This is a genomic window from Psychrobacter sp. TWR1-1-1 (assembly GCF_049895865.1).
Taxonomy (GTDB): domain Bacteria; phylum Pseudomonadota; class Gammaproteobacteria; order Pseudomonadales; family Moraxellaceae; genus Psychrobacter; species Psychrobacter immobilis_A.
Window position 1 is genome coordinate 62,557 of the sequence record NZ_JAFCTE010000011.1, and the last position, 19,778, is coordinate 82,334.

A 19,778-nucleotide genomic window follows, 5' to 3' on the forward strand; every position below is an offset into this window, starting at 1 on the left:
CTATATCTACTTATTTTATTTTTCATAAAATAACCCCATAAGCTGCATTCAACTTATGGGGTTGTTTGTTACAATGTTTTTACTTAAGTGTTTTTACTTAAATATTCAGGACGTGTTGATAAATCAATTAACGCTCTAAATGTAGATACTGCAAATGGCGCTCGTACTGATTTAAGATATCGACCAACACTTGCTCTTTGGAGTAACCAACCAAGTCATACTCTTGTGAGCCTTCACTTAAGAACACTTCGGCACGATAATAGTACTCTGCATTCTTAGTTGAGGTACTCAATGTAAAGTTAGGACGCTCAGCTTTAATCAAATTAACTTCATAAATAAAGTCGTCTTCATCACCGTGTCCAACCCGTAATTTTAGACCATCTATTTGACCGCTACTCTCATCCATGCCTTCATCTATATCTTGTCCGATATGTTCAGGGTTACGGATGTCCAAAGAGGTTTTTAGACCGCCTGCCGCAAATTCTTTTTCAACTTCCGTCATGGCAGGTCTAACCACATTTTGTAAAAAGCGTTCAACTTGAGCATGTCTAGGGAAACTGACGATACGTTGCAAGCGTGCTTTCCAGCTCTTACCACTATCCAGCACATTAGCCGTACCAATCGTACTTGCCTTACGTTTATTACCTTCCTCTTTTAGCGACTTCCACATTGACATCATATAAAGTACAAGAATGAGCGAGAATGGCAAACCTGCAATGACAGATACTGACTGCAATGACGCAAAGCCGCCAGCAAATAATAGTCCTAAAGTGATAAGACCTGTTGCTGCTGCCCAAAACAGACGCAACCAAACCGGGGCATCGGTGTCATTGGTCATGCCGCGCGAGCTCAAATTCGCTAATACTAACGCACCTGAGTCAGCTGAAGTCACAAAGAATACTAAACCAATGACCACACCAGCAAATGATAAAACGTCACTGTAAGGAAAATACTCAAACAAGGCAAACATACCCATGGCGGCGTCATTAACAGCGATTTCACCAAGCTCAGTTGCTCCATTAGCAACCAAGTCTATCGCTGAATTACCAAAGATAGAGAACCAGGCAAAAATGAAACCCAGCGGAATAAACATCACGCCAAAGACAAACTCACGTAAGGTACGACCACGGCTAATACGCGCGATAAATAGACCAACAAACGGTGCCCAAGCGACCCACCATGCCCAGAAAAATATCGTCCAGCCTGATTTCCAATCGGCACCAGCAGTACCGTCATAGGCATATACATCAAAAGTTTTAAAGAGAATGGTTTGAAAGTATTGACCAATATTTTGGGTAAAAGTATTCAGCAAATACACCGTATTACCCATCACCAATATGGCGATTAATAATAATATCGACGATAGCATATTAAATTCAGATAAACGGCGGACGCCCTTTTCCACACCTGTCATCGCCGAAATAGCCGCAGCAGCAACGACACCTACAATAATAAGCGTCTGCACTGTTTTACTAGATTCAATACCAAAAACATGGGTCAATCCAGCATTGGCCTGCAATACTCCAATACCTAAGCTGGTCGCAATACCCATCAAGGTACAAACGACGCCAAAGGTATCAATGCCATCGCCAAGCCAGCCTTTGATCAAGCGCTCGCCAAAGATAGGCGTCAGTGGTGAACGCAGTGCCAATGGCATGTTTTTACGATACGCAAAATATGCCAATGCCATACCGATTAGTGCATAAATACCCCAACCATGTAGCCCCCAATGTAAAAAAGTTTGGGCAAGTGCTTCACGCATGGCTTCTGCACTGGCAGGCTCCAGCCCCGTATGCGGCGTCAAATAATGCATCAATGGCTCAGAGGCACCAAAAAACAGTAAATCAATACCAATACCCGCAGAGAACAGCATCGCGGCCCATGCTAGGAAAGGAAACTGTGCTTTTTCGTGGTCTTGCCCAAGCTTGATGTCGCCGTATTTAGAAAAACCAACAAATAGTGCAAATATACTATAAGCGGCAACCACCAGCATGTAATACCAGCCAAAACTCTCTGATACCCATGCCATGCTTGAGCTTAATAATGTCTCACTATAATCTGGAAACGCAATCGTCCAGATAATTAATAAAATAGAAATAATAGCTGAACCTAAAAAAACCGTCTTGTTTAGAGTCAGGGGTTTCGTCGCATCTTTTGATGGCGAGCTGTACATAAAAGACCTCAATAGGTAAATTAAACAGGGTCTGATATTGATTTGTCCGTCATAACTTGAGGACTGTATGACGCACAAAGCAGTACCAATAAATAAAAATTGCGATGTAAATAAAAATTTAAATGACAATTAAAGGCAGCCACAACAGTATTAAAAATACTTAATACGTTAGCGCTGATGAAAAAGACCTTTGCGTGGAAAGGTCTTCTTATTGAAATTGCTTATATATTTCATTGCCTAATAGCTCATATAGCTCTTTATACAGTAGAGCGGTAAGCGCGCATCGGCTCAGTTCTAAGCGGTGCACCATTGGCAACGTAATAGTCTACCGTCGAGCGTGGCAACTGCTTACCACACATCTTATCGACGATTTTTTCGGCAAGCATAATGGTGGTGGCGTTTAGATTACCACTGATGATATTTGGCATAATCGACGCATCAACGACGCGCAAGCCATCGATGCCGTGTACGAGTCCTTCGCCATTGACGACTGAATCATTACCTTCACCCATCGCACAGGTACACGACGGATGATAAGCCGTTTCGCTATGATTACGGACATATTCGTCTAGCTGCGCATCGGTCACCAAATCATCGGTTGGCGCAATGGCGCGACCACGATAAGGATCAAGTGCTGGCTGATGCATAATTTCACGGGTGATACGCATGGCAGCGCGGAACTCTTGCCAGTCTTGGTCGTGAGACATATAGTTAAACAAGATGCTCGGATGCGCGCTTGGATCTTTTGAGGTCAGCTTGACGCGACCACGACTTGGCGAGCGCAATGAGCCCACATGCGCTTGGAAACTGTGCGACTTCACTGCACTACGACCATCGTAGCGCACTGCTAATGGCAAGAAGTGGTACTGGATATTAGGATGGGTAAATTTCTCATCGGTACGAATAAAACCGCCACCTTCAAACTGATTTGACGCGCCAAGTCCTGTACCATTGAACAACCATTCGGCACCAATCGCTGGCTTATTCCACCATTTATTGGCAGGCGCAATCGACACTGGCAACTTACATTCGTACTGCATATACAGCTCTAAATGGTCTTGTAGATTATTACCAACACCCGGTAAATCTAAAATCTCATTGACACCCAAATCTTTGAGCCATTGACCAGGACCAATACCAGAGCGCTGCAATAATTGCGGCGACGCAATCGCACCTGATGAAACAATCACTTCACGAGACGCGTAAAAATTCTTGGTTTGACCTTGATGTTCTACCTTAACGCCGACAGCGCGCTTGCCATCGAACAAAATCACGTCAGTCAATGCACCCGTTAAAATGGTGATATTGCTGCGCGGTTTAGCACGGTCCAAATACCCACGAGCTGTTGATGCGCGGCGACCATTAGGCGTGACAAAACGATCCATCGGCCCAAAGCCTTCTTGTTGATAGCCGTTTAAATCATCCGTGCTTGGATAGCCTGCTTGCACGCCTGCTTCGATCATCGCTTGGAACAGCGGATTGACTCCTGGCTTTGAAGTGGTCATCTCGACGGGACCACCGACGCCATGATAGTCATTTTCACCAGCATCGCGATTTTCTAACTTTTTGAAATACGGCAAGCAGTCCAAATAGGTCCAATCTTCTAAACCTTTGATTTGAGACCAATCGTCAAAATCCAAGGCATTACCACGGATATAACACATCCCATTAATCAGAGACGAGCCACCTAACCCTTTACCGCGACCACAATCCATGACGCGGTTATTCATATAAGGCTCAGGATCGGTTTTATAACCCCAGTTATAAGTAGTACCTTGCAACGGCATAGCGAGCGCTGCTGGCATCTGCGTGCGAAAGTCTAAGCGATGGTCTGGACGACCCGCTTCTAACAGCAACACCTTAATGTTGGCATCTTCAGTCAAACGGGTGGCCAGCACATTGCCTGCTGAGCCTGCGCCGACGATGATGTAGTCATATTCAGGTGTGGTTGATGTCATAAAACGCTCCATAATATTAAAAAATCCATCACTTCATATCAGTAAGGCGGTGCCAAAAGGACAAATCAGTCCTAATAATTCAGCCTTACCGTTTTAAAAATTTCACAGCATAAGTGATTAAAATACCGATTCAAACTTACCAAGCTCTACTTGGATAGACTTGGTCTGCGTATAATGCTCAAGGGCTTCAATGCCGTTTTCGCGGCCGATACCTGAGTGCTTATAACCGCCCACTGGCATTTGTGCAGCCGACTCGCCCCACGTATTTAACCAGCAAATACCCGCTTCAATTTGAGCGATGACTCGATGCGCTCGGGTCAAGTCAGCAGTCACGACCCCAGCTGCCAAACCATACTCGGTATCATTGGCACGGCGAATCACTTCTTCTTCAGTCTCGTAAGTCAATATCGACATCACTGGGCCAAAGATTTCTTCACGCACGATGGTCATATCGTCGCTGCAATCCGTAAACACAGTCGGTGCAACGAATGCGCCATTTGCCAATTTGCCTGTTGTCACACGGTCACCGCCTGTTAGCAGACGAGCACCACTCGCTTTACCTTGCTCGATATAGCCAAGCACTCTGTCCATATGTGGGAAGCTGACCAATGGACCCATGTTGATGTTTTCATCCATCGGATCGCCCAATTTAATACGCTCGACACGCAATAATATGGCTTCTTCAAACTTAGCTTGCAGTGCTTTAGGGATAAACACGCGCGTACCATTGGTACAGACCTGACCTGTGCTATAGAAGTTCGCCATCATCGCGATATCAGCAGCAGTATCGATATCCGCATCATCAAATATAATAAAGGGCGACTTACCGCCAAGCTCCAAGGTTACGTCTTTAAGCGACGAAGATGCGGCACTTTCCATCACTTTTTTACCCGTTGGTACACCACCAGTAAACGAGACTTTGGCGATATCAGGATGCTGGGTTAATGCTTCGCCAACTTTATAATCCCCTTGCACAACATTAAAGACGCCATCTGGTAAGCCCGCTTCTGTCAATATTTCTGCCAGTTTTAACGCCGTTAATGGCGTGACTTCAGAAGGTTTAAAAATCATCGCATTGCCAGCGGCTAACGCTGGTGCTGCTTTCCACATCGCGATTTGAATCGGATAGTTCCACGCACCGATACCTGCGACGACGCCAAGTGGCTCGCGGCGAGTATAGACAAAGCTAGTATCACGCAATGGAATCTGACGACCTTCAATCATCGACGCAAGCCCTGCATAATACTCAACGACATCAGCACCAGTCACGATATCGACATATTTGGTTTCAGAAATTGCTTTACCCGTGTCTTTGGTTTCAAGTAACGCGAGTACATCGTTGCGCTCGCGTAATATCGCAACCGCCTTTAGCAAAATACGACTGCGCTCAACCGCCGTCATCGCCGCCCAAACCTTTTGACCTTTTTGTGCCGCTTTTACCGCTTCATTAATCTGTTCACTGGTCGTTTGCTGAACGGTAGTTAACACTTCACCCGTGGCTGGATTGATGTCTTCAAAGGTGGTTAATGAGTCATCGACAGCCAAATAACAGCCATTAATATAAGCGGTTTGAACCTTCTCTAAATCAATGATGTCTGTTAAGTTGTTGAGGTCTGTTTTTGAATCTGTCATGCGGTGCTCCTATTAACGACTGGCAAAAGCCCTATAAACAAGCTAATGCTAAATGATGTCGTCATGGGTTAAATGTTTAAAATAAATTTATATAGCCTATTGCTACAAGCCTGTCTTTCAATGCTTTTTTGATAAAAAAGCTGCTTTGATCAATCATTTAAGAACAGTGTTTTATTCATTCTCAGGTTGCGTCATTTTTATCAAACGCTTATGAATAGAGGTCTTATCTGAGATACTAATCCCTGAAAAATCAGAGAGCCAAATACCATCAGCCACCAGACGCACCATACATAATGTTTCGGTATTGTCGGTTGCTTGATGTTTCTTTAATTGTGCATTTGCCCACTTGGCCCACAACTCACGTAACTCGCTATCGCCTAGCATCAATGCATATAAGGTTGCTTGACTATCGAGCTCTTCCTGCCCTTTTTCGCCTAAGCTAATCGTGGCATTGATATAGGCACGAGTAAAAGAGCCATAACGCACAGGGTCTTCTGCCATGGCTTGATTAACTTCTGCCTCAAACCTAGCCATCGCATCATGAAACACTTCAAGGATGAGTGCATTTTTAGTGGTGAAATGATGCATCACCCCGCCTTTGGTCACCCCGACCGCATCAGCGACCGCCTGAAAGGTCACTTTTGATAAGCCCTGCTCTAACGTGATTCGCGCTGCCTGATCTAGTAGCGCACGACGGACAACTTCGGGCTGTTTTTTACGTTTGTAAGCGTTTTCCATTTCCATATTAGTGCACCACAGAATTAGAGAATAAGTTCATCACCACGACACCGCCCACAATCATAGCGATACCAACCACAGCTGCCGTATCAAGACTTTGCTTAAAAAACATCAAGCCAACGAGCGATGTCAGCACAATCCCCAACCCGCCCCACAGTGCATAAGCAATACCAAGCGGTATGGTTTTGATGGTTTGAGTTAATAAGTAAAATGAGATGGCATAAAGCACACCCATAATCAGGGTCGGTACCAAACGCGTAAACTGCTCTGACTTGACTAAAAAGGTCGTGCCAACCACTTCGCAAATGATGGCGATGGCTAGATAACCGTAAGCAATAGTGGTGGGACTCATAATTAGGTTACCTGTCTCAGATTGATCACATATTAATAATGTATATACATTAAAGAAACCATACGGTCGGTATTTTATAGAAATATTCTAGCAATGTGAAGGGCTGTTTCTGATTTTTTTGTTTCGAGGGAGGTACAGATTGTTTTACTATTCAAAAAGATAGGCGCCTTGTCGAATCAAATTACCGCTAGGTTTTATATCCAACCTACATAAATAAGGGTTTTGACCACTTTTAGCCATTTTTAGCCCATTTAGAGATTTATCGATTGAATTGAAGACACGCCCTAGTCAAAAAATAATATTTTAACGGTCAAATTTGCCAAAACAGCCCGCTTTATAAGGGATTACTGGTTATTTTTGACAGATAACAACAATATTTATAATTAATGGCATAATAAGGTTGACAGCCTATAACAACTTGGCTAAAATGTGCCCCACATAACGCAAACAAGACAAGCAATAGCGCTTACCTAACTTGTCGTTATACCAACTTATTCTCCAATAGCTCAGTTGGTAGAGCAACGGACTGTTAATCCGTGTGTCCCTGGTTCGAGCCCAGGTTGGAGAGCCATATACTAAAAACCTTCATCATTATTTGATGAAGGTTTTTTTATGGCTGCCGTTTTCAATTAAAAGAATAACCACAATATTAGGGCGTGTCCTTATTTTAAATAACGATGACAAAAATGAGATAAATTACCGTCAAACAAGGAAAGTAGCACAAATAATATCGAGATATTGATAAGCTATTTGACGATGTTTGGCAAAATTTAGCCATTTTTTGCCTATTTAGAGGTTAATCGATTGAATTGAGGACACGCTCTAATACGATTGGCATGGCTACGGTGTTCTTTTAGGCGTTTTTGTTGTATGGTAAGGATAGTTTTGATTGGGTTAATTTTTGTCTGAGTGCTTTACTCCTACTCACTAAAAATAATGGTTTATTATGATACCTGTACGTGTAAAAAATAAGTTTTCTGATCATCCGCAAAAAATCATGCGCCCGATCAGTATTCGTTTGTCTGAAGAGATGATTTCGTTATTAGAAGCCACTTCAAAGGAGTTGGGGTTTAAACGCATCCAAGGGCTTATTCGTTTATATATCCGCCAAGGACTTGACCGCGATCATCAGGACTATACCCTAGCCCATGATGAGGTGTTCATCGAAAGTCTGCGCAAACGCGGTGTTAGTCAGCATATTATTGATGAGGCTATTGTCGTGACCCATAATAACAATATTACTCACTCACTATCTGAGCTTCAAGAAAATGACCAAGCTCATGACTAACCATTCAAACAGTCGTTAGCTGTTACTGCTGTTAATAAAAAAGACTGAGTTTGCTTAACGGCACTCAGTCTTTTTTTGTGGGCGTAATAAAAATAGCTATTGTGAATGAAAATACCGATCATGATTGCTTGTCAAAACTTATTATAAATAGTACGTCTCCTGCCCCTTTTTTCTGTCATATAAAAAAATATGCCTATTTTGCTTGCGATACAGCATTTAGCGATAATTAAACACAACCTTTCATCAAACGAGGTATATTAAGAAAACGCTCATTATTTTGTTGTCATTCTTTATTATCCATAAAGATTTTTAAGGAGGTGTACGATGGCGAGTTTACATCAACGCTTAAATAAAGCTTTGTTATTGACGATTGCCTTAGCGATACTACCAATCGTTTCTGGTTGCTCACAGCCAGCCGCTGATCCAACCAAAAAAACCATACCGACCAACTCAGATCAGTGGCAGAAAAAACTCGGCACCACTTTTGAGCAGTTACCTCAATCTGAGCAGCAATTACTCAGCCGCTACATGTTGCGAATGAAACTCAGCGGTGCCTATGAGTCGGGGGCGATGCCGCGTACCACTATCAAGCAAGCCCTTGTGCAACAGCGTGAATATGAACGACTACATCCAAACAATCCAACAGGTAAAAAAAGCCCCATCGTCAGCAGCCAGCCAGCTTATAGTGCCAATGCGCAGAACTACCCTGTCGCTCTACTACCAGTCAAAACCAGCGATAGTGACAGCTTAAATCAAGTAAAACTGCAGTTTATGCTCTCTAATCACGGCAAGGTCGCCATTCAAAGCTTTAAGGGCACACTGACCATGCAAGATGCTAACTTGGCGCAGGGCAAAAGCTTTAACGTACCACTAACACAGTTTGACCCGCCTATTAAACCAGAGCAGTCTGGCAAGATCATCATCGAGAGCAGTATTGAAGACATTAACGTTATGCGTGCCATTAAAAACACCAAAGACTTGACCATCATGATCAGTAAAGGCACATTGATATTGGAGAATGGGCAGGAAATTAAGTTTGATGAGTCGCTAATGAAATAAAAAAACGCTACAGAATATTTATAAAATAATAGGATAAATATCCAGCATAAAAAAAGCCCCAATCATCACTGATTAGGGCTTTTTTTGAATTTGGAGGAGACGGAGAGATTCGAACTCTCGAAGGGCTACAAACCCTTGTCGGTTTTCAAGACCGGTGCATTCAACCACTCTGCCACGTCTCCATTTGTGCATTATTATAACGATAAAAAATAAAAATGCAACAAAAAAAGCCGCAATCATTATTAATGATTGCGGCTTTCGAATTTGGAGGAGACGGAGAGATTCGAACTCTCGAAGGGCTACAAACCCTTGTCGGTTTTCAAGACCGGTGCATTCAACCACTCTGCCACGTCTCCATTTGTGCGTTATTATAGCGATATAACATAAGAATGCAAGCAATTAATTGCACGAATTTAAATTATTTTGATGCTATCGTTGATTCAGTTTAAAAAAGAGTCAAGGCAACTGCATGCAGAGGTATATATGATACTTGCAGCGAGGTTAGCGCGGTCACTTTTTTATAGAGAATTGACGATAGCTTTTTTATGAGAAGCCAGATGTAGACACATATCTAGTAGTCTATTGGCATAACCCCATTCGTTGTCATACCATGCAAAAACCTTATACTGGCTACCCACTTGCATGAGCTGCTGACCATCAATGATCAAAGACTCTGTCTGATGGATAAAATCGCTAGAGACCAGTGGCTCATCCGTATAAGCCATGATGTCACGCAAATGTGCCTGACTGGCAGATTTGAGTGCCTTGCGGACTGCCTCGACAGACACATCGGGCGTATCAAAAACAAAAGTCACATCAATAGCGGCTACATCAATGGTAGGCACTCGTATCGAATGCCCGTTTATCTTGCCTATCATCGACGGGAGCACACGCTCTGTCGCCGCGATACTGCTAGAGGTGGTTGGGATAATGTTATAACCAGACGCTCGCGCGCGTCTTGGGTCACGGTGCGCTTGATCAAGCACCGTTTGGTCAGCCGTGACAGCATGAATCTCTGTCATCATCGCCGACTTTACCCCAAATGCGGTATCAAGCGTGGCAATTAAGGGAACCAAGGCCTGCGTGGTACAAGAAACGCTCGATATAATCGGCAGCTCACGTGTTAGCTCATCAGTATTAACGCCCATAACGATACAAGCATCGACATCATCGAATGGCGCTGCGCCGATAATCACCTGCTGCGCGCCAGCCACTATGTGCAGTTGTGCTTGCTCATAAGAGCGAAAATGTCCGGTACACTCTAGCACCACATCGACACCCAGCGCCTGCCAAGGCAACTGCGCAGGGTTAGATTCTGAGAATAAATTGATACAGTAGGTATAATTGTTTTTTGTCAGACAAAGCTGTGTGGCGCTGTCATTGTTACCGTCATCGCTCGCTTCATCGTTGCTACTCGCCACAATATCAGCACTGACCCCAAGGCGACTTAGGCGACCATGCGTGCTGTCAAACTTTAATAAGTGCAACAGAATGTCAGCAGGGGCTAAATCATTAATTGCCACGACATGGATCGCACGGCCTAATACCTCAAAGCGCTCTAGCAATGCCCGCAAAACGTTGCGCCCTATACGTCCAAAACCATTGATAGCAACCCTCAGTGGCTGTGTATGCTCACTAGATACATGAAACGCTGCTGCTACTGGGTCAGACGTTAATTGATAAGTGGCGCTCGAAAAATCAGGCATAAAAAGATATCGCTATAAAGGGATAAAAAATTGAGCGCTACACAGTCAGCGCTACAATGAAACAAAACCAACAAGTCGTTAATCGGCTCTAGGGATTGTTATATAAAAGCTAAATGGCTTTGGTGAATGCTTGAACCCTGAATTGTCATACTCAGTATCAAGACGCCATTCGGCATTAAGGCGTTATAAAAATCAGTGCCAAACGAATGGCATTGTAATCAATACTTTGCTTAAGATGATCGAATATTGGACGCAATTTAATACTGCCATCATCATTGAAATCATTTGGATTATTGGCGACTTTAATCGCGACATAGGCATTACCAACCGCCGTCATCACCTCATCCTCTGGCCGCAAATGATCACAAGCGAGACTTGGATCTTGAGATTTTAGGTCAGCAATATGACGCATGATGGTCGATTGTGACAACTGGCGTGCTTGTGAGATTTCTGCAATCGACAAGCTTTCCTCTAATAATAATCGCGTCGCAAGCAAGGTACTGTCCGACTTATCTGAAACTTGATTGCCCAGTTTCAGTTTTTTGTCTATTTGCGCCTGTTGTTGCTCGCGGCGCTTTTTTTGCAAAGTGGCATAAGCATCAATCACTGATTTACTCAGCGTACCGCCCGATTTTAAAATAAATTTCTCATGTGCCTGCGTCATGCTCTCTTCATCAAGCATCGCATAATTGGCATCGGCTTCTTCTGACAGCACCAAAAACCGTTTGTCCGCGCCGCGTGCTAGCGGATCAAGCTGCAAACTCATGTCGTTCATACCGAGCAGCTGCAAACCTGCCAGCGACTTTAACCGTGACAATGCTACATAGCCCTGCCCCAACTCAAAAGTACGTGATAAGTCAATCTCTGCGGCATCGAGGGTCATGCCTTGTGACTTATGAATGGTAATCGCCCATGCTAGACAAAGCGGTACTTGCTCATAGCTTGCCAGCACATCTCCTGTCTCATCTTCGATAATCCATTCTTCAGGCTCAGCGACAACTTCACGCCCTGAATTGAGCCGAACCACGGGCATTTTTTGCGTCGTTGGCTTTTTGGCTTTGGGTTTCTCTTTTATGGCTTTTTTACTTTTGCCTTTTACATTCTTATCAGTCTCACTGTCAGCACTGTCGTCATCGTCTTCGATTAAATCATCACTGCTGTCTTTGCTATCATCATTAATTTTAACAGCGGCAAAACCAATCAATTCACCCATCGTACCGTTGGACACGCCAAGTTCAGTATTATTTTTGATGAACATCACCTTGGCACCGACTTTTAGTACCAAATCATCTTGGGTACGTACCGTTTTTTTAAGGGTCTCAACCAATTTACTATCGCCCGTAGACGTAGCGGTAAAGCGCATCATCTCGCCCTCTAACGCGGCAAGCTCTTTATCATTGATGCTATTAACGTTGAGATTATGGGTATAAAGACGGGTACGTTTGATATCGACATTTTGGTCAAAAGTCGCCTCCAGCGCGGCAATCGATTCAAAAGTGACTTCCTGACGGCGAATTTGGTTGAGAATATCGTCCAAATCAAGCCCTCCATTTGCCGCTTCACTAACCTGCCTGTGTTGCTCAGACAGATAGCAAATATGGAACTTGGCATCAAGCCACGCTTCAGACATAAAGGCAAATTTTTCACGGTTGGTTTCACCCTTACTACCAATCGGCGGCAGCTGAAAAAAGTCTCCTGCGACGACCACTTGGATACCACCAAAGGCTTTGTCATTTTTGCGGATATGCTTGAGTACTTGGCTGACCAAATTGAGCTGCTTAGCATGCAACATCGATATCTCATCAATGACCAATACCGCGGTGTCTTTTAGTCGGTCTGCCAAAAACTGCTTGCGTGATAACGTAGTCAAGTCGCGGTCGCTCAACTCATCTTTGATACCGATGCCGGACCAGCTATGAATCGTTGTGCCATTCATGTGTGTGGCAGCAATACCGGTACTCGCAGTGACGGCGACAGGCACACGGCGCGCGCGCAGGTAGTCAATATATTGATTGAGAGTATAAGTCTTACCTGAACCTGCTGAGCCAGTCAAAAAGACATTTTGACCCGTTTTTAAGATATCAAGAGCAGAAGATTGACGCATATATCTAAACCAATTAAGTTAATAGTAATAAGAAAAACAGCTTAAGAGCAAATAATAAGAGAAAAAGCTGCCAACAATTATAACAGCTACATCCGTTTCGCGGACGACTTTAACCCTGATAAGCCACATAACTTAAAGTTATACGATACGAAATATATCATTATAAAAAGTCATTATCGCTCATCGCTAAAGCTCAGTACGATAGGGTCATAGCTTGGTCAGGATGGCCAAATATTTATGCTTAAGTCGTTTGTTCTTAACTAGCCATAATACACAACAAGGAGTCGTTAATGTTATACGCCTATCCCAATACTGAAAATAGTCCTGTTCAATTCCGCAAAAAATATGACAACTTCATCAATGGTGAGTGGGTCGCACCAATCGATGGCGAATACTTTGACAACTCAAGTCCAATCGATGGTAAAACCTTCTGTCAAATTGCGCGCTCTAAAGCTGCCGATGTCGAAGCGGCGCTAGATGCCGCTCATGCCGCAAAAGACGCATGGGGCAAAACCAGTGTCACTGAACGCTCTAATATGTTGCTCAAACTTGCCGATGGTATCGAAGCCAATTTAGAGGCCATCGCGATTGCTGAGTCTTATGAGAATGGCAAACCAGTACGTGAGACCCTCGCCGCTGATATTCCAATCGCCATCGACCATTTGCGTTATTTTGCGGGCGTTATCCGCGCACAAGAAGGCGGCATTAGTCAAATTGATGAAGATACGGTTGCCTATCATTTTCATGAGCCTCTAGGTGTCGTCGGTCAAATCATTCCTTGGAACTTCCCTATTCTAATGGCGATTTGGAAAATCGCCCCAGCCCTTGCTGCTGGTAACTGTATCGTCCTCAAGCCTGCCGAGCAAACCCCTGCGTCTGTTTTATACATGCTTGACGTCATAGGCGCGGCGGATATTTTACCTAAAGGCGTACTAAACGTCATTAACGGCTTTGGTGTAGAAGCTGGTAAACCAATCGCTTCCAACCCGCGTATCGATAAAGTTTCCTTTACTGGTGAGACCACCACTGGTCGCTTAATTATGCAATACGCCAGTGAAAATATCATTCCAGTCACGCTAGAGCTGGGCGGTAAAAGCCCAAATATCTTCTTTGCTGATATTATGGATGAAGACGATGACTTCTTAGATAAAGCGGTTGAAGGCTTGGTGATGTTTGCGCTAAACCAAGGTGAAGTTTGTACTTGCCCATCACGCGCCCTCGTACACGAAAGCATCTATGATGAATTTATGAAACGCTGTATCGCTCGCGTGAAAGCCATTAAAATGGGCAACCCGCTCGATACTGATACTATGATTGGCGCGCAAGCCAGCTCAGATCAGTTAGAAAAAATCCTATCTTATCTTGATATTGGTAAAAAAGAAGGGGCAAAAGTCCTTGTTGGCGGTGAGCTAGCCAAACATGATGGCGATATGGCAAACGGTTATTATGTGCAGCCAACGATCTTTGAAGGCACGAATGATATGCGCGTGTTCCAAGAAGAAATCTTTGGCCCCGTACTCGCTGTCACCACTTTTAAAGACGATGAAGAAGCAATGACTCTCGCCAATGACACTTTATATGGTCTTGGTGCTGGCGTCTGGACGCGTAATGGTACGCGCGCTTATCGTTTCGGTCGTGGCATTAAAGCCGGTCGCGTTTGGACGAATTGCTATCATCTCTATCCTGCGCATTCTGCGTTTGGTGGGTATAAGCAGTCTGGTATTGGCCGCGAAAACCATTTAATGATGCTAGACCATTATCAACAAACTAAGAACATGCTGGTCTCTTATAGTCCTAAAGCAATGGGCTTCTTTTAATTCTGTTTTTCAAAGCACTTTATGGCAAAAGCGTAAAGTGCGACCTCGGTGCTCGCCGAGCATCTTAATGTAAAGAACGATGACAAGGAGTTACAACGTGAGTAATAAAATGAAAGCGGCCGTGCTGCATGAATTCGGACAACCCTTAGAAATTGAAGAAGTAGATATTCCAACCGCAGGTGCTGGTCAAATCGTCGTAAAAATGCAGGCATCAGGTGTCTGTCATACCGATTTGCATGCCATTGAGGGCGATTGGCCAGTGAAACCTAGCCCACCGTTTATCCCAGGCCACGAAGGCGTTGGTCTTATCACCGCCGTTGGTGACAATGTGCATCATGTCAAAGAAGGCGACCGAGTCGGTATCCCTTGGCTCTACTCTGCTTGTGGACACTGTACCCATTGCTTAGGTGGTTGGGAAACCTTATGCGAAAGCCAACAAAACTCTGGTTATTCTGTAAACGGCAGCTTTGCAGAATATGTACTAGCAGATGCCAACTATGTCGGCATCATCCCTGAAAGCGTTGACTCTATTGAAATTGCACCAGTGTTGTGTGCAGGTGTCACGGTTTACAAAGGTCTTAAAATGACCGACACCAAGCCAGGCGATTGGGTTGTCATTTCAGGTATCGGTGGACTGGGACATATGGCAGTTCAGTATGCCATTGCGATGGGATTGAACGTTGCTGCTGTGGATATTGATGACGAAAAACTGGCATTCGCTAAAAAACTGGGCGCCAAAGTCACTGTCAATGCGAAAAATACTGACCCTGCTGAATATCTACAAAAAGAAATCGGCGGTGCTCACGGTGCGCTCGTGACAGCAGTATCTTCAAAAGCCTTTGATCAAGCATTAGGCATGTTACGACGCGGTGGTACTTTGGTCTGTAATGGTCTACCAACGGGCGAATTCCCAGTATCTATTTTTGATACTGTTTTAAACGGTATTACCATTCGTGGCTCAATCGTTGGTACGCGTCTCGACTTGCAAGAGTCGCTAGACATGGCAGCAGCAGGCAAAGTAAAAGCCACCGTTGCCGCTGAGCCACTAGAAAATATCAATGATATCTTTGATCGTATGCGTGATGGCAAAATCGAAGGTCGCATTGTCATTGACTATAGTATGTAGCAACCATTATCTAGCCATATGCTTTATGATATTTTGAAATTCGTAACACCGTCTCAATGACTGGCTAGAGTAATCATCAGTAAAGGGTCGTATCGTTTTCAACCACATATGATAAATGATGTGAGTGAATATGATGCGACCCTTTATTTTCTACTCAGTATGATTATGAGAGACATCCGTTCGGGTCTAACGATAGGGAAATCATTATGAACGTCACAGCGACAGAGTCCTGCAAAGCATTAATCGACTTACTAAAATCTAAGCACGGCGAGCTGATGTTTCATCAATCAGGCGGCTGCTGTGATGGCAGTTCACCCATGTGTTATCCATTAGGCGAATTTAAAGTAGGCGGACAAGACGTACTCATCGGCGAGCTGGTTGGCTGCCCATTTTATATGGGTAAAGCTCAGCATAAGCTCTGGCAACATACCGATCTAACGATAGATGTGGTCGATGGACGCGGAGCAAGTTTTTCGCTTGAAATACCAGAAGGTAAGCGCTTTATCGTACGTTCAGAGATATGTGCTATATAAGTTTAAATAGTATCCACCAGCGTTTTAACGACCTAGTATTGTTTTGCCATGCCATATGTTGATCGATAAACACCCCTTAGTCATTTTTATTTTATTATTCCAGCAAAATAATAGATACTGTAATGCGTACCCTATTTTAATAAACGCGTTTTAACGAGCACGTTTTACTCAGCATGGATGCTAGAAGGAATGTAAAATGGAATTTGATAAAAAATTTGATTACGTCATCGTTGGTGGTGGTTCAGCTGGCTGCGTACTTGCTAGCCGATTAACAGAAAACCCAGACATTAGTGTCTGCTTATTAGAATATGGTGGTGAAGGCAAAGACCTTGCTGTCCGTGTCCCTGCTGGACTGATTTTGATGGTACCAGGCAAGCCGCTGAAACTGAATAATTGGTGCTTTCAAACTACGCCGCAGATGCACTTGAACAACCGTCGTGGCTTCCAACCACGTGGTCAATGCTTGGGTGGCTCATCGGCTATTAATGCCATGATTTATACGCGTGGTAGTGCGCTCGATTATGAACGTTGGGTAGAACAAGGCTGCGAAGGCTGGGGATTTGATGATGTACTGCCCTACTTTATCAAAGCAGAAAATAATATTCATGGTAGCGGCGAGCTGCATGGTGATAGCGGACCGCTGCATGTCAGTGACTTACTGAGTCCGCGTGATATCTCCAAAGCATTCGTAGAAGCCGCCATCATCAATGGTTTAGATCATAATCAAGATTTTAATGGCGAAAAGCAAGACGGTACAGGGCTATATCAAGTCACCCATTTTCATGGCGAAAAACAAGGTCAACGCTGCTCTGCGGCAGCGGCTTATCTACATCCAGTACAAAACCGATCAAATCTGACCGTCATCACCCACGCCCAAGCCAACCGCGTCATTTTTGAAGGCAAACAAGCCGTTGGTGTCGCTTATGAAAAAGATGGCGTCGAGCATGCGGTTATGGCGCGTCATGAAGTGATATTATCTGGGGGCACTTTTGGCTCACCCAAAGTCCTGATGTTGTCAGGTATTGGACCTGCTGAGCATCTACAATCGCATGGCATCGACGTCGTGGTAGATGCGCCCGATGTTGGTGGTAATCTACAAGATCACTTAGATGTCGTTTTTGATTACGAGGTCAATACCACTGACGTCATCGGTATTGGTATGGCGACGATTTCGACATTGACCAAAAGTATTCGGCAGTGGAGAAAGGATGGTACAGGCCTCTTGTCTACCAACTATGCTGAAGCGGGCGCGTTCTTTAGTGTCGGTGATGATCCAAAAGAGTGGCCAAATACCCAACTGCACTTTGTCATATCCCGCGTGATTGAGCATGGTCGTGATCTCAGACGTGGCTTTGCGGTCTCTTGTCACAGTTGCTACCTACGCCCTGAAAGCCGCGGTACGGTCAGACTGGACTCCGCCGACCCCTCAGACGCGGTATTGATTGATCCAAACTACCTCTCTCACCCAAAAGATGTGGAATATATGATTGCAGGCGCGGAGCGTACGCGCGCCATCATGCAAGAATCACCCATCGCCAAATATATTACTGAAGACTACCCTGCCCCCTATATCGAAAAAGACGGTATGCTCGGCTATATTCGCAACAAGTCAGATACCATTTATCATCCTGTCGGCACTTGCCGTATGGGCTCAGATGACCAATCCGTGGTTGATTTGCAATTAAAAGTACGCGGCGTAAATGGCTTAAGGGTCGTCGATGCCTCAATCATGCCGACTTTAATCAGCGGTAATACCAATGCGCCAACGATTATGATTGCCGAAAAACTCGCAGACCTTATCAAAGCAAACCACGGTCATATCGAACGAATCACGCCATAAAACATGGGAAGATATGCGTCTTATAATTAGTATTTTTATTTAAGAAACTTATATAGTCAGTCTTTTATAAATAAGATACAATACTTTTAAAATAAGCGACACGGCAGAAGAATACATGACCTATTCAGCAGACTTTCGAGCGCAAGTGATCAAAAGTGTCCAAAACAAAGACATGAGTATTCGTCAAGCTTGTACTTTCTATCATGTTAGCAAAACAGCACTACAGCGTTGGTTAAAAAACCCAAGTATTAAGAAAACTCGGGATAAGCCACCCAGTAAAATACCGAATGAGGCTCTTCTCAAAGACGTCGCTCAACATCCAGATGATTATATGTACGAGCGAGCACAGCGTCTAGGCTGCAGTAAATCGGGTATTGAGATTGCCTTGAAGCGCCTTGGTATCAGTCAAAAAAAAGACCTTAGAACATCCAAAAGTGTGTCCAATAAAAAGAGCGATATATCAGAGTAAGCTTAATAGCTTTAAGCAGCAAGGCTATCCCATTGTGTATATGGACGAAAGTGGCTTTGAGGCCGAAACTATTCGCCCTTATGGCTATGCACCAATTGGCAAACCTTGTATTGATCGCTACAACTGGCAAGCAAAAAAGCGTACTAACGTCATCGGTGCGCTTTATGAAAAAATGCTGTTTGCGCTTGATTACTTCGAGAAAAATATTAATAGCAGCATATTTTACCACTGGTGCAAATACACGTTGATCCCAAGCCTTAAGACTAAATGCGTGATAGTTATGGATAATGCTAGATTTCACAAGAACAAATGTATTCAAAAACTACTCAATAGGCATGGCCATCGTATTCTTTGGCTGCCACCTTATAGTCCTGATCTAAATCCCATCGAAAAAAAGTGGGCACAGGCAAAATTTCTACGCCAAGGATGGATGGAGAATAATTTACCAAAACTGTTTCAGGATATGGGTTGTATCTCTTTTATTATAGATTGACTATATATTAAAACTTTATATTCAATAAAATGAAAATAAGCGAATTATATAAAAGTTTAACCCTTGTTTTTTCGTGGTTATTTTTATCAGCATTTCTAAAATAAGGAGAAACTCTAACAAACTTGTCAATAAAGATAGTAAAACAGAACGTTTTCTATCAAATTAGCTTACGGATGTCTTGCATTACCACTGTTGAACAGAGTATATTTAAACCACTTATTTATATCGGTATTTTTTGCAAATCTGAATAATGGTTAATACAACCTAAAATATTTTTTATTTTGCATATTAGAAACACGATATAAACAATTGCTTTAAAGGGAATTAAAAGCACGCTCATTATATTTATAGTTCAAAAACGATCTTATAAATAGACCTCTTGCAAAAGTCATAAACCAAGCTCGAAATTCACAACAGCGGCGAATAGCTTCATTCTAAGATCATAGCGCTGACGACGGTTGCGATATTTATGAGCAACAATTTTGAACAA

15 protein-coding genes and 3 tRNA genes are annotated in these 19,778 nt (G+C 43.6%); 9 read left to right on the forward strand and 9 right to left on the reverse strand.

Annotated features, from left to right (window positions below; all coding sequences use genetic code 11):
• Positions 1–127: 127 nt before the first annotated feature.
• The 5 genes from betT to ACP69U_RS10965 all read right to left on the reverse strand — a co-directional run bounded on the left by betT (position 128) and on the right by ACP69U_RS10965 (position 6,853).
• Complete coding sequence (betT, locus tag ACP69U_RS10945; RefSeq protein WP_060491617.1) at positions 128–2,173, reverse strand: choline BCCT transporter BetT; 2,046 nt, start codon at positions 2,171–2,173, stop codon at positions 128–130.
• A gap of 257 nt (positions 2,174–2,430) precedes the next feature.
• Entirely contained in the window at positions 2,431–4,131 is a 1,701-nt protein-coding gene (gene betA / locus ACP69U_RS10950) for a choline dehydrogenase (protein WP_426138545.1), read from the reverse strand.
• Positions 4,132–4,248: 117 nt separating this feature from the next.
• Positions 4,249–5,763, reverse strand: coding sequence for a betaine-aldehyde dehydrogenase (gene betB / locus ACP69U_RS10955; RefSeq protein ID WP_426138546.1), 1,515 nt, complete (start codon positions 5,761–5,763; stop codon positions 4,249–4,251).
• Between the two features lie 171 nt (positions 5,764–5,934).
• A complete protein-coding gene (locus ACP69U_RS10960) occupies positions 5,935–6,507 on the reverse strand; it encodes a TetR/AcrR family transcriptional regulator (protein WP_055125112.1) in 573 nt (190 codons plus the stop codon).
• A 1-nt stretch (position 6,508) separates the two neighbouring features.
• Entirely contained in the window at positions 6,509–6,853 is a 345-nt protein-coding gene (locus tag ACP69U_RS10965) for a DMT family transporter (protein WP_055125113.1), read from the reverse strand.
• 495 nt (positions 6,854–7,348) lie between these two features.
• Here ACP69U_RS10965 and ACP69U_RS10970 point away from each other — a divergent pair.
• The 3 genes from ACP69U_RS10970 to ACP69U_RS10980 all read left to right on the forward strand — a co-directional run bounded on the left by ACP69U_RS10970 (position 7,349) and on the right by ACP69U_RS10980 (position 9,200).
• A tRNA-Asn gene (locus tag ACP69U_RS10970) sits at positions 7,349–7,424 on the forward strand.
• Positions 7,425–7,799: 375 nt separating this feature from the next.
• On the forward strand, positions 7,800–8,141 hold the full coding sequence (locus ACP69U_RS10975) for a CopG family transcriptional regulator (RefSeq protein WP_109589375.1): 342 nt from the start codon (positions 7,800–7,802) through the stop codon (positions 8,139–8,141).
• Positions 8,142–8,465: 324 nt separating this feature from the next.
• On the forward strand, positions 8,466–9,200 hold the full coding sequence (locus ACP69U_RS10980; protein ID WP_426138547.1) for a hypothetical protein: 735 nt from the start codon (positions 8,466–8,468) through the stop codon (positions 9,198–9,200).
• A gap of 91 nt (positions 9,201–9,291) precedes the next feature.
• Here the strand turns inward: ACP69U_RS10980 and ACP69U_RS10985 are convergent.
• The 4 genes from ACP69U_RS10985 to ACP69U_RS11000 form a co-directional block, all read right to left on the reverse strand.
• Positions 9,292–9,382, reverse strand: a tRNA-Ser gene (locus ACP69U_RS10985).
• 83 nt (positions 9,383–9,465) lie between these two features.
• Positions 9,466–9,556 (reverse strand) — tRNA-Ser (locus tag ACP69U_RS10990).
• Positions 9,557–9,718: 162 nt separating this feature from the next.
• Positions 9,719–10,906 (reverse strand): type I glyceraldehyde-3-phosphate dehydrogenase, encoded by a 1,188-nt coding sequence (locus ACP69U_RS10995; protein WP_426138548.1) that lies wholly within the window; start codon positions 10,904–10,906, stop codon positions 9,719–9,721.
• Positions 10,907–11,081: 175 nt separating this feature from the next.
• A complete protein-coding gene (locus ACP69U_RS11000; protein WP_426138549.1) occupies positions 11,082–13,010 on the reverse strand; it encodes an AAA family ATPase in 1,929 nt (642 codons plus the stop codon).
• Positions 13,011–13,300: 290 nt separating this feature from the next.
• On the opposite strand from ACP69U_RS11000, the gene exaC reads away from it, so the two are divergent.
• The 6 genes from exaC (at position 13,301) to ACP69U_RS11030 (ending at position 19,288) form a co-directional block, all read left to right on the forward strand.
• Entirely contained in the window at positions 13,301–14,827 is a 1,527-nt protein-coding gene (gene exaC / locus ACP69U_RS11005) for an acetaldehyde dehydrogenase ExaC (RefSeq protein WP_426138550.1), read from the forward strand.
• Between the two features lie 97 nt (positions 14,828–14,924).
• Entirely contained in the window at positions 14,925–15,953 is a 1,029-nt protein-coding gene (gene adhP, locus ACP69U_RS11010; RefSeq protein ID WP_201560331.1) for an alcohol dehydrogenase AdhP, read from the forward strand.
• Between the two features lie 206 nt (positions 15,954–16,159).
• Entirely contained in the window at positions 16,160–16,486 is a 327-nt protein-coding gene (locus tag ACP69U_RS11015) for a DUF779 domain-containing protein (RefSeq protein ID WP_087814462.1), read from the forward strand.
• A 196-nt stretch (positions 16,487–16,682) separates the two neighbouring features.
• Entirely contained in the window at positions 16,683–18,326 is a 1,644-nt protein-coding gene (locus ACP69U_RS11020) for a GMC family oxidoreductase (RefSeq protein ID WP_426138551.1), read from the forward strand.
• 115 nt (positions 18,327–18,441) lie between these two features.
• Positions 18,442–18,795, forward strand: a complete 354-nt coding sequence (locus ACP69U_RS11025) for an IS630 transposase-related protein (RefSeq protein WP_426138552.1) — start codon at positions 18,442–18,444, stop codon at positions 18,793–18,795.
• On the forward strand, positions 18,761–19,288 hold the full coding sequence (locus ACP69U_RS11030) for an IS630 family transposase (RefSeq protein WP_426138553.1): 528 nt from the start codon (positions 18,761–18,763) through the stop codon (positions 19,286–19,288). The genes ACP69U_RS11025 and ACP69U_RS11030 overlap by 35 nt, the downstream gene beginning before the upstream one ends.
• Positions 19,289–19,778: the final 490 nt, after the last annotated feature.